At 52.5% G+C, this 15462-nt stretch carries 15 protein-coding genes and 2 pseudogenes; 9 read left to right on the forward strand and 8 right to left on the reverse strand.

From position 1 onward, the window contains the following. Positions 1-336: 336 nt before the first annotated feature. Positions 337-1914 (reverse strand): hypothetical protein, encoded by a 1578-nt coding sequence (locus tag ACR3FC_RS04330; RefSeq protein ID WP_480473574.1) that lies wholly within the window; start codon positions 1912-1914, stop codon positions 337-339. A 209-nt stretch (positions 1915-2123) separates the two neighbouring features. On the opposite strand from ACR3FC_RS04330, the gene ACR3FC_RS04335 reads away from it, so the two are divergent. After that, a complete protein-coding gene (locus tag ACR3FC_RS04335) occupies positions 2124-3863 on the forward strand; it encodes an amidohydrolase (RefSeq protein WP_480473575.1) in 1740 nt (579 codons plus the stop codon). A 523-nt stretch (positions 3864-4386) separates the two neighbouring features. On the opposite strand, the gene ACR3FC_RS04340 is transcribed toward ACR3FC_RS04335, so the two are convergent. Beyond that, a complete protein-coding gene (locus tag ACR3FC_RS04340; protein WP_480473576.1) occupies positions 4387-4881 on the reverse strand; it encodes a hypothetical protein in 495 nt (164 codons plus the stop codon). 339 nt (positions 4882-5220) lie between these two features. Between ACR3FC_RS04340 and ACR3FC_RS04345 the strand changes: the two genes are divergently transcribed. Beyond that, the gene (locus tag ACR3FC_RS04345; RefSeq protein WP_480473577.1) at positions 5221-6192 is read left to right on the forward strand and encodes a SphA family protein; all 972 of its coding nucleotides are present in this window, start codon (positions 5221-5223) and stop codon (positions 6190-6192) included. Positions 6193-6201: 9 nt separating this feature from the next. Next, on the forward strand, positions 6202-7170 hold the full coding sequence (locus ACR3FC_RS04350; RefSeq protein ID WP_480473578.1) for an autotransporter domain-containing protein: 969 nt from the start codon (positions 6202-6204) through the stop codon (positions 7168-7170). A 223-nt stretch (positions 7171-7393) separates the two neighbouring features. Here the strand turns inward: ACR3FC_RS04350 and ACR3FC_RS04355 are convergent. From ACR3FC_RS04355 to ACR3FC_RS04365, 3 genes and pseudogenes are all read right to left on the reverse strand, one after another. Beyond that, positions 7394-7600, reverse strand: a pseudogene (locus tag ACR3FC_RS04355) (transposase domain-containing protein); the annotation flags it as partial. A 709-nt stretch (positions 7601-8309) separates the two neighbouring features. Then, positions 8310-8798 carry an outer membrane protein gene (locus ACR3FC_RS04360; RefSeq protein ID WP_480473579.1) on the reverse strand — a complete coding sequence of 163 codons (489 nt, stop codon included), beginning with the start codon at positions 8796-8798 and terminating at the stop codon, positions 8310-8312. Positions 8799-9048: 250 nt separating this feature from the next. Then, positions 9049-9750: pseudogene (locus ACR3FC_RS04365) on the reverse strand (IS6 family transposase). 27 nt (positions 9751-9777) lie between these two features. Here ACR3FC_RS04365 and ACR3FC_RS04370 point away from each other — a divergent pair. The 4 genes from ACR3FC_RS04370 (at position 9778) to ACR3FC_RS04385 (ending at position 12342) form a co-directional block, all read left to right on the forward strand. Beyond that, positions 9778-9957 (forward strand): hypothetical protein, encoded by a 180-nt coding sequence (locus ACR3FC_RS04370; protein WP_480473580.1) that lies wholly within the window; start codon positions 9778-9780, stop codon positions 9955-9957. A gap of 401 nt (positions 9958-10358) precedes the next feature. Next, complete coding sequence (locus ACR3FC_RS04375; RefSeq protein ID WP_480473581.1) at positions 10359-11147, forward strand: hypothetical protein; 789 nt, start codon at positions 10359-10361, stop codon at positions 11145-11147. A 183-nt stretch (positions 11148-11330) separates the two neighbouring features. Beyond that, a complete protein-coding gene (locus ACR3FC_RS04380) occupies positions 11331-12020 on the forward strand; it encodes a hypothetical protein (RefSeq protein ID WP_480473582.1) in 690 nt (229 codons plus the stop codon). 73 nt (positions 12021-12093) lie between these two features. Continuing rightward, positions 12094-12342 carry a ParB N-terminal domain-containing protein gene (locus ACR3FC_RS04385; RefSeq protein WP_480473583.1) on the forward strand — a complete coding sequence of 83 codons (249 nt, stop codon included), beginning with the start codon at positions 12094-12096 and terminating at the stop codon, positions 12340-12342. On the opposite strand, the gene ACR3FC_RS04390 is transcribed toward ACR3FC_RS04385, so the two are convergent. The 3 genes from ACR3FC_RS04390 to ACR3FC_RS04400 form a co-directional block, all read right to left on the reverse strand. Next, positions 12334-13347, reverse strand: a complete 1014-nt coding sequence (locus ACR3FC_RS04390; protein ID WP_480473584.1) for a fatty acid desaturase — start codon at positions 13345-13347, stop codon at positions 12334-12336. The genes ACR3FC_RS04385 and ACR3FC_RS04390 overlap by 9 nt on opposite strands. Positions 13348-13419: 72 nt before the next feature. Then, complete coding sequence (locus ACR3FC_RS04395; RefSeq protein ID WP_480473585.1) at positions 13420-13626, reverse strand: cold-shock protein; 207 nt, start codon at positions 13624-13626, stop codon at positions 13420-13422. 504 nt (positions 13627-14130) lie between these two features. Next, positions 14131-14520, reverse strand: a complete 390-nt coding sequence (locus ACR3FC_RS04400) for a MerR family transcriptional regulator (protein ID WP_480473586.1) — start codon at positions 14518-14520, stop codon at positions 14131-14133. Positions 14521-14618: 98 nt separating this feature from the next. Between ACR3FC_RS04400 and ACR3FC_RS04405 the strand changes: the two genes are divergently transcribed. Beyond that, entirely contained in the window at positions 14619-14942 is a 324-nt protein-coding gene (locus tag ACR3FC_RS04405) for a hypothetical protein (protein WP_480473587.1), read from the forward strand. A gap of 4 nt (positions 14943-14946) precedes the next feature. After that, entirely contained in the window at positions 14947-15165 is a 219-nt protein-coding gene (locus ACR3FC_RS04410) for a GDCCVxC domain-containing (seleno)protein (RefSeq protein WP_480473588.1), read from the forward strand. The last annotated feature ends 297 nt before the right edge of the window (positions 15166-15462 follow it).

Consider the following 15462-nt stretch of genomic DNA (forward strand, 5'->3'; position numbering starts at 1 on the left):
ATCTCTGTAATTCCGATCCATTGCCCAGTTTTACTCGGTTCAGAAAACTGTCTGCCGTCATCGACTACCGGGTAAATTTAGGGGGTAACTCAAGAACACTGCGAAGAGAATCACATCATTCGGATACTGTGCGCCTTTGAAGGAGATCATAAACAGACTTTCGACTTCAATATTTTGACATCCATTCACTCGAAGCACTTATGAGCGTCAGCAGTCAAAACTTAGCAACAGATCCCCTCGACTCTGCCCGTTTCGTCAATCCGACGAGTTGGCAATCTGAACCCATAGCGATCGCAAATCTATTTGACCGACCTAAAACTTTGCAATGAAACCTATCTACTCGCCTCGCACCTCGACGAATCGGCTCGCCTCAAGCCTCTTCAGTCCCTCGTCAATTCGCGCACGTAGCCGATCGTCCATCATAATTTTCGCTGCATAGTCTGTGGGATCGACGCCGCGTTCTGTGAATGTCGCGATCGCGGCGCGGGCACTTTCGAGCTCCCCGGCCAGCGCATGCGTGACCGCGATCAGTAACCAGTCGTAGATCGCATCGCGCGCGTCAATGTCACGGACAAGATCGGAGGCCGTGCAATAATCTCCCGCGATCAATGGTTCCATCGCGAGCGATATGGACACCCAGATTGGCAGCAACGGGTTGCGTTCGCGCGCTTCTCGCACAAGCGCAAGGCCGTCTTCGATGTCACCCGACTTGGCGAGCCAGCCACCGACCAATGCCATCATCAGCGTCGCGTTTGGGTTAGCATCGACGGCACGCGAGATTAGATTTCGGTACCGTGCAGCGTCCCCCTGTGCTTGGGTAAAGGCTGCTGAGGCAAAAAGCGCCTCCTGGCAATTGGGAGCCAGAGCGATGGCCTTCTCAGCGTGGATTCTTCCCGGCTCGATCACATCTTCGATCGGGGTTGCGCCGAGTGTCGCTGCTTCGATCAATGCTATCGCAACCAAAGCATGGGCGAGACCGCTCGATGGGTTGTGCCGGAGGGCGCCTTCTGCGAGCTCCTGAAACTCCTTCAGGCTATCAAGTCGTGATGTACCTACGTGTGCATGAAACGCCAGAAGCGCTTCATAGACGCCTGCATCCGTAGCACTGCGGCCGGTATATTGCGCGTTCAGATCTTCGGCGACGATACCGTAGGCATCAGCCAACCGTCTCGCACATTGGCACGCGATGTCCTCCTGAAGTCCGAATACATCGGCATAGTTGGACTCGATCCGAAACCGGTCTGACCAGATCAAGGTCTCATCAGGAAGCCGGCTCAACTGGACTGAAATGCGAAGGTTCCCACCGGCCTCGCGAACGTTGCCACGCAATATGTAGTCGACCCCTCCTGCAAGGGCCGAATTGTTGTTGTCAGATGCGATCACGCTCTCATGCCAACCGGAAATCACGCGCAGATGGCCAAAGCGCGCCAGCTCAAGTGCGATCTCCTCGGGAAGTCCGTCTCGGTACAATCGCGCCTTTTCTCCATCTTCTCCGGTAAAACCCAGGATAGCCAGCTTGGGCAACTCCGTCTGCGGGGTCCTTATTACCTTGGCCCGAACTGGAGGTCGCGTTTCGAAGCAAGGCCGATAGTGCCCCTTTGGCACCGATACCACCAACTGGTCTCCGGCGCCCGAGGTCAGGTAATAGTGTTCGAGTGCCTTTCGCAACTTGATCGCTTCGAGCCGGACGACGGGATCGCTGTTAGGGTCGAAACTGGCGTCGCGACCGAAAACATCCATTGCCAGTGCAGTGCCCTTAAGGAGATCTCCACGTCCGGCGAGTTCTTCCTTCACAAGGTGGGTCAGGAACCTTTGAACCCGTGGCCCGGCGGTGAAATCCGAAGAGGAAAGAATGCGATTGAGTTGTGCAGTGACGGCTTCCTCATCTGGTTGAATTTCGGTCAATGCTTTCACACTCCCTAGCACCAACTTGTATCGGGTTCATACAGGCCGATGGTAGCAGCGTCGAAGAACATGGTCGAGAGGGCCGCCCGGAAACTTCGCAGCAGAGCCTCCTAAACATAACGGTGGACCAGTTCAGTAAGGGTGGCGCAGTTCCACATTCTCGATGGCAAATTGATATTATTCATATATGATGGAACGACTAACAGGGGAGACAACAGATGAAGTTTATTTCTGCCAGTGTACTGGCGCTATGTGCCAGCCTTGCTCATGCTCAGGATGCCGCAGACCTGGTTTTGAAAAATGCTTTCGTCCTGACAATGGACAAAGAAAATCCCGAGGCGCAAGCCGTTGCCGTACGAGGCAATCAGATCGTGTATGTTGGCGACGTGAATGGCGTGGAAAGCTTGACTGGCGAGAACACCGAAGTCCTTGATCTGACCGGCAAGATGGTGCTCCCCGGCTATGTCAGCGCCCACGACCATGTTCTTGGCTCCGCTTGGTCGACACTAGGCGTCGATCTGAATGCGGCAAAAGACAAAGAAGAAACACTGCAGATGCTGCGGGACTACGTGGCGGAAAACCCGGATCTGCCGATCGTTGTCGGCCAAGGATACAATGCAACCCTTATGGGGGGGGCGCCGACTGCCGCTGAGTTGGATGAAATCATCCCCGACAAGATCGCGATTATCATCGACTTCACCATTCACGATGCCTGGCTGAACACCAAAGCGCTCGAAGCAGGAAACATCACCAAAGATACGCCGGACCCGGTGCCAGGGGTTACTTACTGGATCAGGGATGACGACGGAAACCCATTGGGCGTCGGGAAGGAAGGTTCGTGGTTCCCTGTCTATACGAAAGTCGCTTGGGAACCCGAGCGAATGATCGAGGAAAGCCGCGAAAAACTTCAGCCACAAGTGGTCGCAGGCGGCACAACAACAGCACTGATTCCTGGTGTTGTCACTCCGAATTTCACAAACGCACCTGGCATGTTCGATGATTTGGAGGTTTCCATGAAGGTGCTTGAAAAAGCGCTCGCCGACGGTGATTTGCCAGTGCGAACGTTTGTTCAACCGGCCTACAAGGACGCGACAGCCGATCCGGTTGAATTTGCGGCGCGGGCACGTGCAATGGCCGACAAGTACAACGGTGACTTGTTTCGCGTACATGGCATCAAGTTACACCCCGAAGGGACATGGAGTGCCGGCGCGGTTCTGATGCTGGAGCCGTTCGAGGGAACAGACAATATAGGCATCTCGGCGGTGAAACCGGATCAGATGAAAGAGGTCGTCAAGGCCGCAAACGACCAAGGTCTAGATGTTTTTGCCCATGTTGAAGGGTCGGGCACTGTGCGTGGGATGATTGACGCGATCCTTGCGTCGCGCGACTCCGGCAACGCGGACGAGCGCAATGCGCTGCATCACTATCAGATCGTTCATCCTGATGACCAGCAACGCATGATCGACAACAGCATTCCGGTAAACATCACTCCGATTTTTTCGGTGGATTGGGCTGGGCAGGATCAGGACTTTCTCAGCATGTTGGGTGACACGCGCACGAACGAGCGTGTTTCTCAATACAGGCCACTGGCCGATGCCGGGGTCAGCGTCAGCCTTGCAGGAGATTACCCATCCGCGCCGATGTCGACCAACAGTATGCTCTATCAGATCTATACTGCGGTTACGTTCAAGAACCCCCTGGACCCTGCGAACTCTAAGAAGTTCCCAAATGGTGCTGCCCCGCTGGACCTGATGCAGGCGATTGAGGCCGTAACAATCAATCCTGCTTGGCAATTGAGAATGGAAGACAAGCTGGGCTCTCTAGAGGTGGGGAAATTGGCCGATATCGTAGTTCTGGACCGAAACATTCTGGAACTGGATAATCCCGAAGAGCTGCTGACGACCAAGGTTCAAGCAACGATTATGGATGGACAATTCCGCCACCGGGATGGACTATAGTCGCGGTCAATACGACCGAACTTCAGAGGCACCCCACATTATGGAGGTGCCTCTTTTTTCGTTTTGGCCCAGATGTTTGATCCCAAGGTTTGATAGTGCGACCCTTTCGCAGCCCTGGAATTGGGACACATCATATTCGCGACGGATGTAGGTCGACATGATCTGCGAGACCAAAAGGATTCGGTACCGCCTGCACAATCTGAATTCAGGGCCAAATCGAATACTCCACATTCCGAACCATCAGACGCCTGTAGGCGAGAACTTGGGGCGGGACAAAAACAGAATTCGTCCAGATCGCCACTGCCTCGCTTTCGTAGCTGACTTGATTGTCGAGCATTATCCGCACGACCCGAGTACGTGTCTCAGGTGAATAGCGGTTCGCTCTGTTGTCTTTTTAATGGCTCCAATCTTTCCTTGATTTGGAGCCTCCGGAAAACCCGGAGCGGGTCACTTCAAGGCTGCCGAGCATACCTCAGGCTAATCCTGAAACGCTTTAGTGTTGAGCTTTTAAGGCCAACAAGCATCAACGGTGCACCGTGTTCTTTCTGCGCTCGAAGAGGGAAAGAATATGTGCCGCAATCACCATTACCAGCCAAATCAAAGACGAACTGAAATTTTCGGCCGCAGCAAGTGGCAAAACCGCAAACCCAAATAATATTGAAACGAAATCACTTGCCTGCCAGCCATCGGCAAGCAGGTCGGGCAATAATCCAAGAAAGCTGCCGAATGCGCCTGCAATCAATGTTGACAAAAGTCCGCCAACCAATGCTGTCACCCATCCCCCAACGCCTGAACGACCAAACATCGGAGCAAGCAGAAACCCCATGAACGCCCCACCCAACGTCATCGCAATCACGTAGCGTGTCACCAGCCTGAAGTTCTGTTTCGCCCACTCGTCACTCAACCCGCCGGGAAGGTCCCGAGAAAGGAAGAGCAGGAATAAGCTTGCACCGATCACGGCCATTACCAATGTTGCTGCTCGTCGTGGCGCTTTATACTGTGATTTCGCGACTGTCATTCAATCGGTCCAAATCGAGAGGGATTTAGATGGGTGCGAACGGGGCCGCTCCGTGGCTCGGTTTTTTCGCGTATACAGGTCAACCGCATCAATCTGCTTGTTTAATTATACAACAAATCGCGTGCGCGGCGTCAACGGCAAGCAAGGGAATTGAAACCATGCAAAACAACCAGGAACATTGATTGAATTTGCGGTCGTCAAATGGTCGAGGCTGCCGTCGGTGCCACTCAACTGTTTCTAACGAAAATAGTTAACGACCTTGGGGAGCAAGTCACGGCCTATTAACAAATAAACAAATTTGATTATGATCGCCTTACAAAGGCGGCGAGGTGTTCCATTATGAAGCGGTTTTGGCAAGTTGTCCCATCTTCAATTTCAGCACGTGCATTTTTCCCTGTTTCGACACAGGTTTCAGCGGTTCTCGGCGCTCTGACATTCATTGCAGCTTCGATAATCGGCGGCACAGCGGCGGCTCAGTTTCCAATTGCGGGAAGCTACGGGTTGGGTGGCGGGTTGGGACAAACCTCTGCTGTACTGCCTCCTCAGGGAACTAGGGTAATCGAAAATGGGTGGATCAACTACGATATCCAACGTTATGTCGATGACAACGGAGATGACATCGGTGCACCAACGCCCACAGTCAACGCGGCCCGGTTGACCTTCAGATATGTTTTTCGTGACGTCAGGATACTCGGGGCCGATTATGCGGCAGGCGTTGTCCTGACTTACCGAGATCAGATATTGCGGCCTGAACCCGGGTCGGGGACAGACTACCATCTGGGAGACACAGTTGTCACACCAATCGCGTTGGGGTGGCATCACAATACCTGGCACTTTCAAACATCCTACACCTTTTGGGCCCCAACCGGAGAATTTGAAGCGGGTGGAAGCACCAACACCGGCAAGGGCCTTTGGAGCCACATGCTGTTCGTAGGATCAACATGGCAGCAGGACGCAAGCCTGCCTTGGGCGGCAACGTTTCAGGCACGTTACGAAACGTTCGGACGCCAGAAAACCACCGATATTCGCCCAGGTGACGTCCTGTCATTGGAGTTTGCTTTTGGAAAAGAAGTCGCCCGGGGCTTCAGTCTGGGGCTTTTGGCGGCACGATCATTCCAAGTTTCAAAGCAAAGCGGTACACCCGGAGGCAATCCCTCAAAATATGAGATCAACCTAATCGGAGCTGAAGGTGTCTGGAAACCCAAAGATCTTCCAGGCGCTCAGATCGCCTTGCGCATGGGGAAGGAATTTGACAACCGAAACACGACGGAAGGCTTCGCGACCCTGCTGTCGCTTGCCTACGCATTTTAACCGGAGTGCATGAGGTCATTCGGTGAATCGTTTACCTTCAAAGGCAAAATGAGAGAAGATCGTGCCTGCGTGGCGATTTTGGCTATGAGTGTAGGCTGTGCTGCGACAGCGCAAAGTACTGATCCGGATGCTTCAGAAGCGGCGGCACGCGCAGCATTGTCAGTTTTGAGTATTGCTGCCACCCCAAACGAAACAATGTCTTCTTTTTCTTTTCTAAGGGCAACAGGCGACACAAAAAGCCTTAGATCAAGCCAACTCCGAGGCGGGTATCACCCGCTCGAAAATGGCTTATATCTTGAAGGGCTTGTGGCTTATCAGAAATACAACCCGGTGCTTTTCTTTCCAGAAATTGCACCTGGTGTCGATGTGGACGTGACCTGGGCAAGTGTAGCGGCAACCTTTGGTTTAGGCTGGGAGTTTCCGTTGAAAAACGACTGGCGCATTCGTCCGGTCGGGCATGTATCATTCGGCCATGTTACGGCTGATGCTTCAATTATTGACTTCCCGTTGCTTCCGGTCAATTCGCAGTCGGCGGATTCAGTTGACGGAAACCTGAATGCACTGGGATTAGGGGCATCTGTCGCCGTATTCAAGGAGACCCAGGTTGGCCTTTGGCAGGCAGAATACCGATTTCGCCAAACGTTTCTGGAGTTTCACCCAATTGACGAACCACAAGCCGGTGGGGCCAAGGCCAACTCCAACCAGACGACGCTTTTTTCTCGCCATCGCTATCCTTTGAAAGATGTCAGGTTCTTCAACTTGCCCACGCACCTAGTTCTGGATGCTGGACTGGTGTACTATCGAGGGGATGCCGCAAAGGTTCTGGACACCGATTGGTTGGCAACTGCTGGTGTCGGCATCGAGTTCGACGCAAGCCGAATTGGTGTTCCATTGGTTCAGGCCGGGCGGATAATGCTGAGTGGTGTAATCGCCGAGGATTTTGACGGTTATTCCATAGGCTTGGGCCTAAGGTTTTAGCGTCGCGCTCAACTTTGAACTTAAGACAATGTTCGGACGTGGGTTTCCCCGTTGGGAATCCAAATCTATGAATCTTGTAAGTTTTTGGATCTGTTGCAAACTTTTGACCTATGGCCTTCGTTGAGTTAGCGCCTGTTTGGCTGATGGCAGGTGTTGTCACGTTAACCCGCGATCCGCATAGAGATCCCGGTTTTTTGGATTTCAAACGTAAACGGTAACTCGATCACACGTGGGCAGCGAGGTTCCAGGGCAAGAGATCGTCGATCTGGCTTTGTTTGTGGCCGTTGACGATGGCTGAGAGCGTTGCGGTCAGATATACATGTGGATCGACGTTGTTAAGCTTGCAGGTTTCGATCAGCGAGGCGATGACGCCCCGGTTTTCGGCGTCCGCGTCGTGTCCGGCGAAGAGCGCGTTTTCCTGTTCAGGGGCAGTACCCGTTCATTCTGCCCATGTCGGGCAGCTTTCCCGTGTGCGTTACGGATGGAATGCCTATTTCGGTTCAGATATCCGGGTGTTTCAATCCCGCCAGCGCGGTGATGGACAATACGTAGCTTTGGAGCGCGATCATGGCGCCGGAGTGGGTTCTTGACGCGGCAGTGTGTTCGACCCTGAGTTTGGGCGTCCCGCTGGTTTCCATTGCTGCGCTTAATGATCTTCATGGTGTTCTCGCGTCCCTGGGGTTCCGGCGAAGCGTTTCGAAGAGGAAACGACAAAGGAGGCCGAGTATGATTCCGGAACGAAGGATCGATCCAGCGCAGCTGCCGCTACCCTTTCATCCCAATCCGATTATGCAGATTACGCAGGAGGAGAAGGCAACTGCTCTGACCGCGCTGGCCCAACTTCTGCTTTCGGCCGAGCCTCCCCCACTGAACTGGTCCACCGCTATGTTTAGGAAACGGAGGACCACGAATGTCCTTTACGACCTTCTCACTGTGGCTCTGCTTGGTTCCGGGTTTCTTTCTCATCTCCACTCCTTGGTGGTTACGATGAGCCAGAAATCCTCTCTTATCAAATCAACCTAAACTGTCCCATTAGCACTGACGTCAGACACTGGTTGTGAATCCTGACCCTAGAATCAATTACCCCGACTACGCATAAATTATGTGAAGTCGGGATATATTTGGTTAGCTTGCCACTCCTAAAAACGGTAGTTCAAACCGAATGTCGCAGTGGTGACACTAAAATTATTGTCTCCGCCGGATGTGTCAAACCTGTCTTCAAGAATTTCGCCGAATAGTGAAACGTTATTAGAAATGCGGTGCTCCAATCCAATGCCGATTGTATATCCCCATTCGTCATTGGTTGCACTACTCGCAGCGTAAGCTGAGCCGGTCGTTACGTAGGCCAAGGTGTCTCCGAAAGAGTAGCCACCCCGAATTTTGATGCGGCTCAAGCTGTCCAAGTCGCCAATACCTGCGGAAACATTGGAGTAGCTAGAGTCAACTGAAAGACCAGCTACCCAACTACCGTCAATTCCCCAATCGCGACCCACATGAAGTCCAACCAAGTCGCCATGGCCGTCCAAGTCCTCTGCAAGGTTCCCATAGCCAAAACGGGCTCCGATGTAGCTGCCATTCCAGTCTGCTGCGAAAGCAGGAACAGAGGTGAACGCCATCACTGTGGTCATTGCGATCGCCGCGGGTTTTATTACCATTCTTCCAGACATTGTCTTACCTCGGTGAGTTGTTCGTTTGAGATCCGACGGTATGAGATTTGTTAACCGTCCTCTGGTTAACTGTGGAAGATTGAGAACATTCTGGAGGTTCGAAACTGTAAGTTACAGTTACCGAACTGAACCTTCCTATCTGAATAAAACTGACCTGCCCGGTGTTGTTACGTTAGCTCGCTATCAAGCAAAGAATACTGTTTAATAAAATTCAGGCTGCTTGAGTGGCGGCATTCCAGGCGTCAATTGCTTCGAGGCGGTGATATCGAATTGTTCAGGCGGAGCGGCGGCGAGCGGGGACGCTGGAGCGGTTGCGGATTGCGGAGTATGTCGCCATGTACCTTTGCAACCCTGCTGGAGAGCGACGGCCTTGCATTGTCCTTTCTCGCTTTCGGAATGGGAGATGGCTGTTTTCGGCGCGGTTATTGAGGCCCTTGTGCGACCAATGCTCCAGACCCGGCGCGACCTCTCGCTTGGCGGCACCATACGAGCGCAGCACGTCCGTGATGATCCGCTTGGGAGTGAAACCAAGACGCTTTATCAGGCGGCGTAACAGCCGTTTTGCAGCCCGTTTGTCCCGTTTCGGTTGGAGTATTTCATCCAGCACGATTCCATGCCGATCGACCGCGCGCCAAAGCCAATACTTGCGACAATAGAGTCTCACAACAACTTCATCAAGATGCCAGACATCGCCAGGACGGTTCAGTCTCTGCCGCAGGTTTCGAGTTACCGCCGGCCCGAACTTGATGAACCAACGCAGGACGGTTTCGTAAGAAGCATCGATCCCCCGCTGCAGCATCAACTCTTCAGTTTCCCACAGGCTCAGATTGAAGCGAACGTACAGCCACACCGCTTGCGCGATGATCTGAGGTGGAAATCGGTGGCGCCTGTAGCTGATCGATGACGAAATCATCGATGTCACCTACGTCTAAATCGTATCATGGTCACCCTCGAGCGCAATCGCTACAGCGGCCCGGCCAGCCTCATAAACTGCTGTATCTGCCGGCATGTTTACACGGAACGGTTGGTCGTTTTGGCGGAAGGCCCGACCGTTTGTGCCCACGATCGCATCATCGAGCTGTCACACCACAAATACGGCAGCGTGATCTATGACTGGTGACATCACTTCGCTGTGATCCAACGCAAGCCCGGCGCCCGGCGCAATATCTAGCCTCAACAATCTCGCCGAATAACTTGGCAATGCCGTTTCAAAAACTATCTGCCCTAGTGGAGTTAGCGTTGCGACGAGGGAAACTTCCTTGACTCTATGCTGGCTAAGGACCACTAAAGTGCATTGGTGAAAATTACTCGTCGTCGCGATGCTGCCGGCTTCGATGATCCAATGGCCTTCAGACTAATTGTAGCATGTGCCCAGCACAGGAACGGGTTTCGCTGGGGTCTTCGCTATGAGCTCGTTCCTCGCAAGCATTCGTAACTGTCACCTGACATGCACCAGTCATCGCGTGACCCATGAAAGAAGGCGCCGTATGAACAGCACATGGCTCATTAATTGCGTGCTTGATGGCCGATAGATCAGGTCTCAGGCTCCGTTTCAATCAGTCATTCATCGTGTTTACGCGCTGCATTCTTTGTTTGATCCCGGCACTTTTGGTGTCGCTCTCAGGAACAAAGCTTCCTGCCCAAGTCGCAGGCAATGCCGATGGATCAGTTTGTGACGAAGGTTTCGAAAACAAGAATGGATCGTGCCAAAGAACAGACTTACCAGAAAACGCATATTTGACGGGTAGCTCCTATGGCAGTGGCTGGGAATGCAATCACGGTTTTCAGAATGTCGGAGATCTCTGTGAGGAAATAAGAGTTCCTGAAAATGCCTATCTTGCATCAACCGGAGATCAGTGGGAGTGCAATCGGCTGTTCCAGCGTGTCGAAGAAAAATGCGAAGAACTGATTGCACCTCAAAATGGATACGTCGAAACCAGGTTTGGCGCACAGGAAATACACTGCAACTGGGGATTTCGTAAGGAGAACCAGGATTGTGTTGCAATAGAAGTCCCAAAAAACGGTCGCCTGAGCGATAAAAAAAGCTCGGATGGTTGGGTATGCCTCAGAGGTTACAACGCAGCGGAGAGCGGCTGTGAGCCTGTGGCTGTTCCACAGCATGCGTATCTTGAACCAGATTCCTACTCTGGATGGAAATGCGAACGCGGTTTTCGCGCAAACCGGGACAGGTGCGTTGCGATCCTTGTTCCTTCAAACGCTCATTTGAATCGAAGAGGTGATGGTTGGGAGTGCAATCGGCCGTTCACACGACAGAACGATAAGTGCGCCGAAAATATTCCACGAAAATAGGTTCGTGGAAATCAATATCGCCTGACAAATCCGGAAGGACCAAGCCGTGAACCATAACTCGATTGACGAAAATCTTGGCAAAAGGATCAAAGCCGAAAAGGCGCGTCGCCGGTCCCACGGGATTAAGATATCTATAGCGTTAGCAGTGTTTGTTGCAGCGGTAATTGTAGTGGTGTTTCTCTGATGCGTAAAAATGCCCCTCAAGTGACCCTTTCTGACTCAAAGATGTCAGTGCGTGGTCTGGAACAAAGAGCATTTCAGGACCGCAGTGTTCGCAAGACGCGGAACGCTGACGTATCAGAAGTGATCGAAGTAGAATTTGGAAAGTACTTGATTAAGGCTGGCATTCTGAGCGGTAACAGCGTTGCGCGCGCATTCCCCAAGCCACCAGCGAAAACGCAAGGTTTGATTGCTGATGCAGTTGGCGAAACACCGTCATTGGCCATTGAAGCCTTAAAAGAAATTCTCGAAGAGCGAGACAGGAAACGCAGCGCTCGACGTCGTTTGGAGGCGAACTCCGGCAACTTCATTCCCAGTGAAGGAGAATATGTCGAAGCATTGCGCCAGATCAGGCTCTCCACTGCGCAGGTCACCATGCTCAAAGCACTTACAATCGCAGGCAAGGAAGGACTGAGCATTGGTCAGTTAACTAAGGCAGCTGGTTACAAATCGCGCGAGGCGTCCGTCAAGGTCTTCAAGAAAATCGGGCTATTGATTGCAGAATATCTGGAACTCGAGCTTCCCGAAGCCGGATCGGCACAGAATGATGGCGCCGCTCAGGTATTGGCATTTTCTCACGTCAAAAGTGACGATGAACCAGCGACTTGGATCATGCATCAGGAGCTGCGCGATGCTGTTCGTTCGGTTCTATGACGCACGTTCCAGCGCCTGCCTTTGAAGCGAACTTCGAACCGGAATAAACGCAAGAAAGGCGCACACGTAGCTTATGTTGGAGAAAAAACCATATCCGCTCGACCTGATCTATGTACCTGTGAAACGGGCCAAAACACTTGATCAACAAAAGGTTCTGACGCTGGCAGAAGATATCCTGAAGAATGGCCAGAAGACGCCGATCCAGATACGTGCGGACAACAAGCGGTTCGTGCTGATTGAAGGCCTTCACCGACTAGAGGCCATTCGCGCCCTAGGCGGTGATACGGTTGAAGCCTATTTGGTCCGTGCCAGACTACACTGAACTCTTTTTGAGATTGGCGTTCGACAAAGCCTCGGAAAATGCCAGCAGGCGCTGACCTTCTTCATCCCAAAGATGCAATCGTGCACAGTGAAAGCTCTCGAACAAAGTAATACGCTGGCAATTTTCCAACTCGGAATGGTCGCGCAAAACTTCGTCAAGCCGGTAAAAAGGTATGCGGCTGGCAAGGTGGTGAACATGGTGCACACCAATATTGGCAGAGAACCACCGCAGGATACCTGGCAGGGCATAGTGGGAACTTCCATAGAATGCTGCGTTCTGAAGATTCCACCCTTCTTCCCGCTCCCAGGTCGTGTGTTCAAACTGGTGTTGAATGTAGAAAAGCCAAATACCAATCGACGCGGCGACGATCATGGTTGGCAGGAATACATAAACCAGTACATCCATGCCTCCGGTCCAAAAAATCAGAGCCAGGACCACCGCAATCGCGACGTTTGTTCCCATTGCACTTGCCCAATACAGCCAGCCTGACCGCATGAAACCAAAGGGCAAGCGATTTTGAAGAAAGAACGTGTAGACCGGTACGATACAGAACAGGAAGAAGGGGTTCCGTATTAACCTGTAAGCGGCACGACCGGCCCACTTTCGCTTCAGGTATTCCTCTACAGTCAACGTAGGGATATCGCCCATCCCGCGCCGATCAAGGTTGCCGGTTGAGGCGTGGTGGATCGCATGGCTTTGCCGCCAGACGTCATAGGGTGTGAGGGCGAGAACACCCAGGACCCGACCGGTCCAATTGCAAACGGTGCGGTTTCTAAAGAAAGATCCGTGACCACAATCATGCATGATGATGAAGAGACGCACCAGAAATGCGGCGTTCAGGATGGCCAGTAGAACCGCGACCCAGACACTAAAAGATAACGCAAACCACGCTGCGCCCCATAGCGCGAAAAAGGGAATGACGGTGATTGCCAGCTCAAAAACGCTACGCTTCGTATCAGGCACACGGTATTGCGCGAGCGCCCGGGTCAATTCCTGCTGTTGCAACTGACTTGTTCTCCAACGACTCTGAGGAACCCCCTGAGCATTCGGGCACCCCAGAAGGGTGCCCGCAGCAGGCTATGCGAGTGCCAGGTTGGCGGCGCTGTCGCGTCCATCACGGCCAGCTTCGACGTCGAAGGTAACCTTCTGGCCGTCCTTCAATTCGCTGATGCCGGAACGTTCAAGTGCTGAAATATGCACGAACACGTCGCGCTTGCCACCTTCAGGTTCGATAAAGCCAAAACCTTTGGTCGAGTTGAACCATTTTACTGTGCCATTTGCCATGGTCGAAGTCTCCTAATACTTGCCGCCCGCATTATTGCGGCGACTCGGCGTGGTCGGTCTGAATCGAAAGACTGAACGCCGAATTTGGGAGACAGCAGGTCGAAAAAGAAAAACGTGAGCCTTGTGTATATGGGCTTAGCGTACACACGATACAAGTCTTGATACAATGGAAAGCAACAGAAGATCTGCGTCTGCCTAGCCCAAGTTAGGACAACGATAAGCAGGATTATTGCTCTGTGGTTCGGAAATCAGAAGTCGGCTTCTGTGATAAAACCTGCCGAGTGCGTATGCAGCAAATTGATTGCTCAGATACGGCAGGTAGGGCTGACTGTCCGAATTCACCGCGCGCTACAAGAACACCGCGGCTAGGCACAAATGTCATTGATTGGTGGAAACATTGCTAAATCAACGAGTTGACCTCTCTAATGAACGGCAGATTTTGCGCGGCCCGAATCTTGGGTCATGCTGCGTTGGCATAGGGCGACTGCGAGCCTCAAAGTGCAATTAGTAGGTCCGTATCTGCGCAAGCATCGGGCAAGAAACGTTCCCGATGTTACAGTTGGCCGTAAGTTCATTCAGGGCGGCCTCCAATCGCTTAAGTTCGTGTATCTTCATACGCACATTGGAGATATGAAGCTCGGCCAGTTCCTTAACGGATTGGCAATCCTCGCTATCACCTTCGGACAGGTTGAGAAGCACCTTTGCATCGGCAAGCGAAAAACCCAAGTCTCGGCACTTCCGTAGAAAACGAAGCCGTCCAACATCGTGCGCGGCGTACATGCGTCGATTATTCGATGCTCTTTCTGGTTTAGGCACGATCCCTTCGCGTTCGTAATAGCGGATAGTTTCAATTCCGACTCCGCTTTGCCGGGATGCTTCCCCAATCGCAAACATGTGAGATTTCCTGCCTTGATCCTGTAGTGGCTACAGAAGTTATACGAGAAGTTGCTGTCTCCACAACTCCGCGCGTCATGGTTCATGAGGGAAACGGAATGCAGAAATACCTTAGCCTCAGCTACTTGGGATCTCTATCAGCACTTGGCGTCGCGACTTGCTGCGTTTTGCCCATGATAGTGATGTTAATGGGGCTGGGCGGCAGTTGGTTGGCAATCTTTGGAAAGCTTGCCGCAGCGAGTTACTATGTGCTGACGATTTCAACGGCGCTCGTCGCGATATCGTGGCTGGTATCTTATCAGCGCGGTTCCTTGCCGACGTTGAAATGGCGGCTTGCAGGAACGACTCTGATCACCGGCGTGGCTTGGGCCGTTGTGTTTAACGAGGCACGGATTAACGATTACCTGATCATGAAGATGTGAGACTATGACAAAACAAACTGTAGTCCTGGAAAGCACCCTGACTTGCCCGAAATGCGGCCACAGCGAATCCGAGGAAATGCCAACGGATGCTTGCCAGTGGTTCTATGAATGCAAATCGTGCAAAACAGTTTTGAAGCCATTGGAAAGCGACTGTTGTGTTTACTGTTCATATGCCACGGTCCCGTGTCCACCAATTCAGCTAGGCGATAGCTGTTGCAGATGAAGCGAAGGATGGCTTTGTTGAGCGAACTGTGAGCTGCCGCCGCGAGCATCGCGGCGATTTGCTTGAATGACAGGTTTTCCGCTGCTTGGCCGCACAAGACATTCGGCAGTTGCAGCGTTGTTCCTGCTGCAAGCGCATGCACCAATAAAATCCAGGGTACAGGTTGGGTTCGAAACGCTATTTCGCCGCATCGCGTACGAACGGTTGGTTAAAGCCGTGAAGCTGACATTCCCGGTCTTCTCTACTTCCGAAAGGCTTTGTTGCACAATTGGCGTGAGGGATTCCCTGTTTGAATCC

Source organism: Ruegeria sp. AF3, from assembly GCF_056536285.1.

Excerpts from the sequence above, each read along its gene's own strand:
- ACR3FC_RS04335 (WP_480473575.1), top strand. The coding sequence starts at position 2,124 with ATGAAGTTTATTTCTGCCAGTGTACTGGCGCTATGTGCCAGCCTTGCT.
- ACR3FC_RS04340 (WP_480473576.1), bottom strand. The coding sequence starts at position 4,881 with ATGACAGTCGCGAAATCACAGTATAAAGCGCCACGACGAGCAGCAACA.
- ACR3FC_RS04345 (WP_480473577.1), top strand. The coding sequence starts at position 5,221 with ATGAAGCGGTTTTGGCAAGTTGTCCCATCTTCAATTTCAGCACGTGCA.
- ACR3FC_RS04350 (WP_480473578.1), top strand. The coding sequence starts at position 6,202 with ATGAGGTCATTCGGTGAATCGTTTACCTTCAAAGGCAAAATGAGAGAA.
- ACR3FC_RS04360 (WP_480473579.1), bottom strand. The coding sequence starts at position 8,798 with ATGACCACAGTGATGGCGTTCACCTCTGTTCCTGCTTTCGCAGCAGAC.
- ACR3FC_RS04370 (WP_480473580.1), top strand. The coding sequence starts at position 9,778 with ATGGTCACCCTCGAGCGCAATCGCTACAGCGGCCCGGCCAGCCTCATA.
- ACR3FC_RS04375 (WP_480473581.1), top strand. The coding sequence starts at position 10,359 with ATGGCCGATAGATCAGGTCTCAGGCTCCGTTTCAATCAGTCATTCATC.
- ACR3FC_RS04380 (WP_480473582.1), top strand. The coding sequence starts at position 11,331 with ATGCGTAAAAATGCCCCTCAAGTGACCCTTTCTGACTCAAAGATGTCA.
- ACR3FC_RS04385 (WP_480473583.1), top strand. The coding sequence starts at position 12,094 with ATGTTGGAGAAAAAACCATATCCGCTCGACCTGATCTATGTACCTGTG.
- ACR3FC_RS04395 (WP_480473585.1), bottom strand. The coding sequence starts at position 13,626 with ATGGCAAATGGCACAGTAAAATGGTTCAACTCGACCAAAGGTTTTGGC.
- ACR3FC_RS04400 (WP_480473586.1), bottom strand. The coding sequence starts at position 14,520 with ATGTTTGCGATTGGGGAAGCATCCCGGCAAAGCGGAGTCGGAATTGAA.
- ACR3FC_RS04405 (WP_480473587.1), top strand. The coding sequence starts at position 14,619 with ATGCAGAAATACCTTAGCCTCAGCTACTTGGGATCTCTATCAGCACTT.
- ACR3FC_RS04410 (WP_480473588.1), top strand. The coding sequence starts at position 14,947 with ATGACAAAACAAACTGTAGTCCTGGAAAGCACCCTGACTTGCCCGAAA.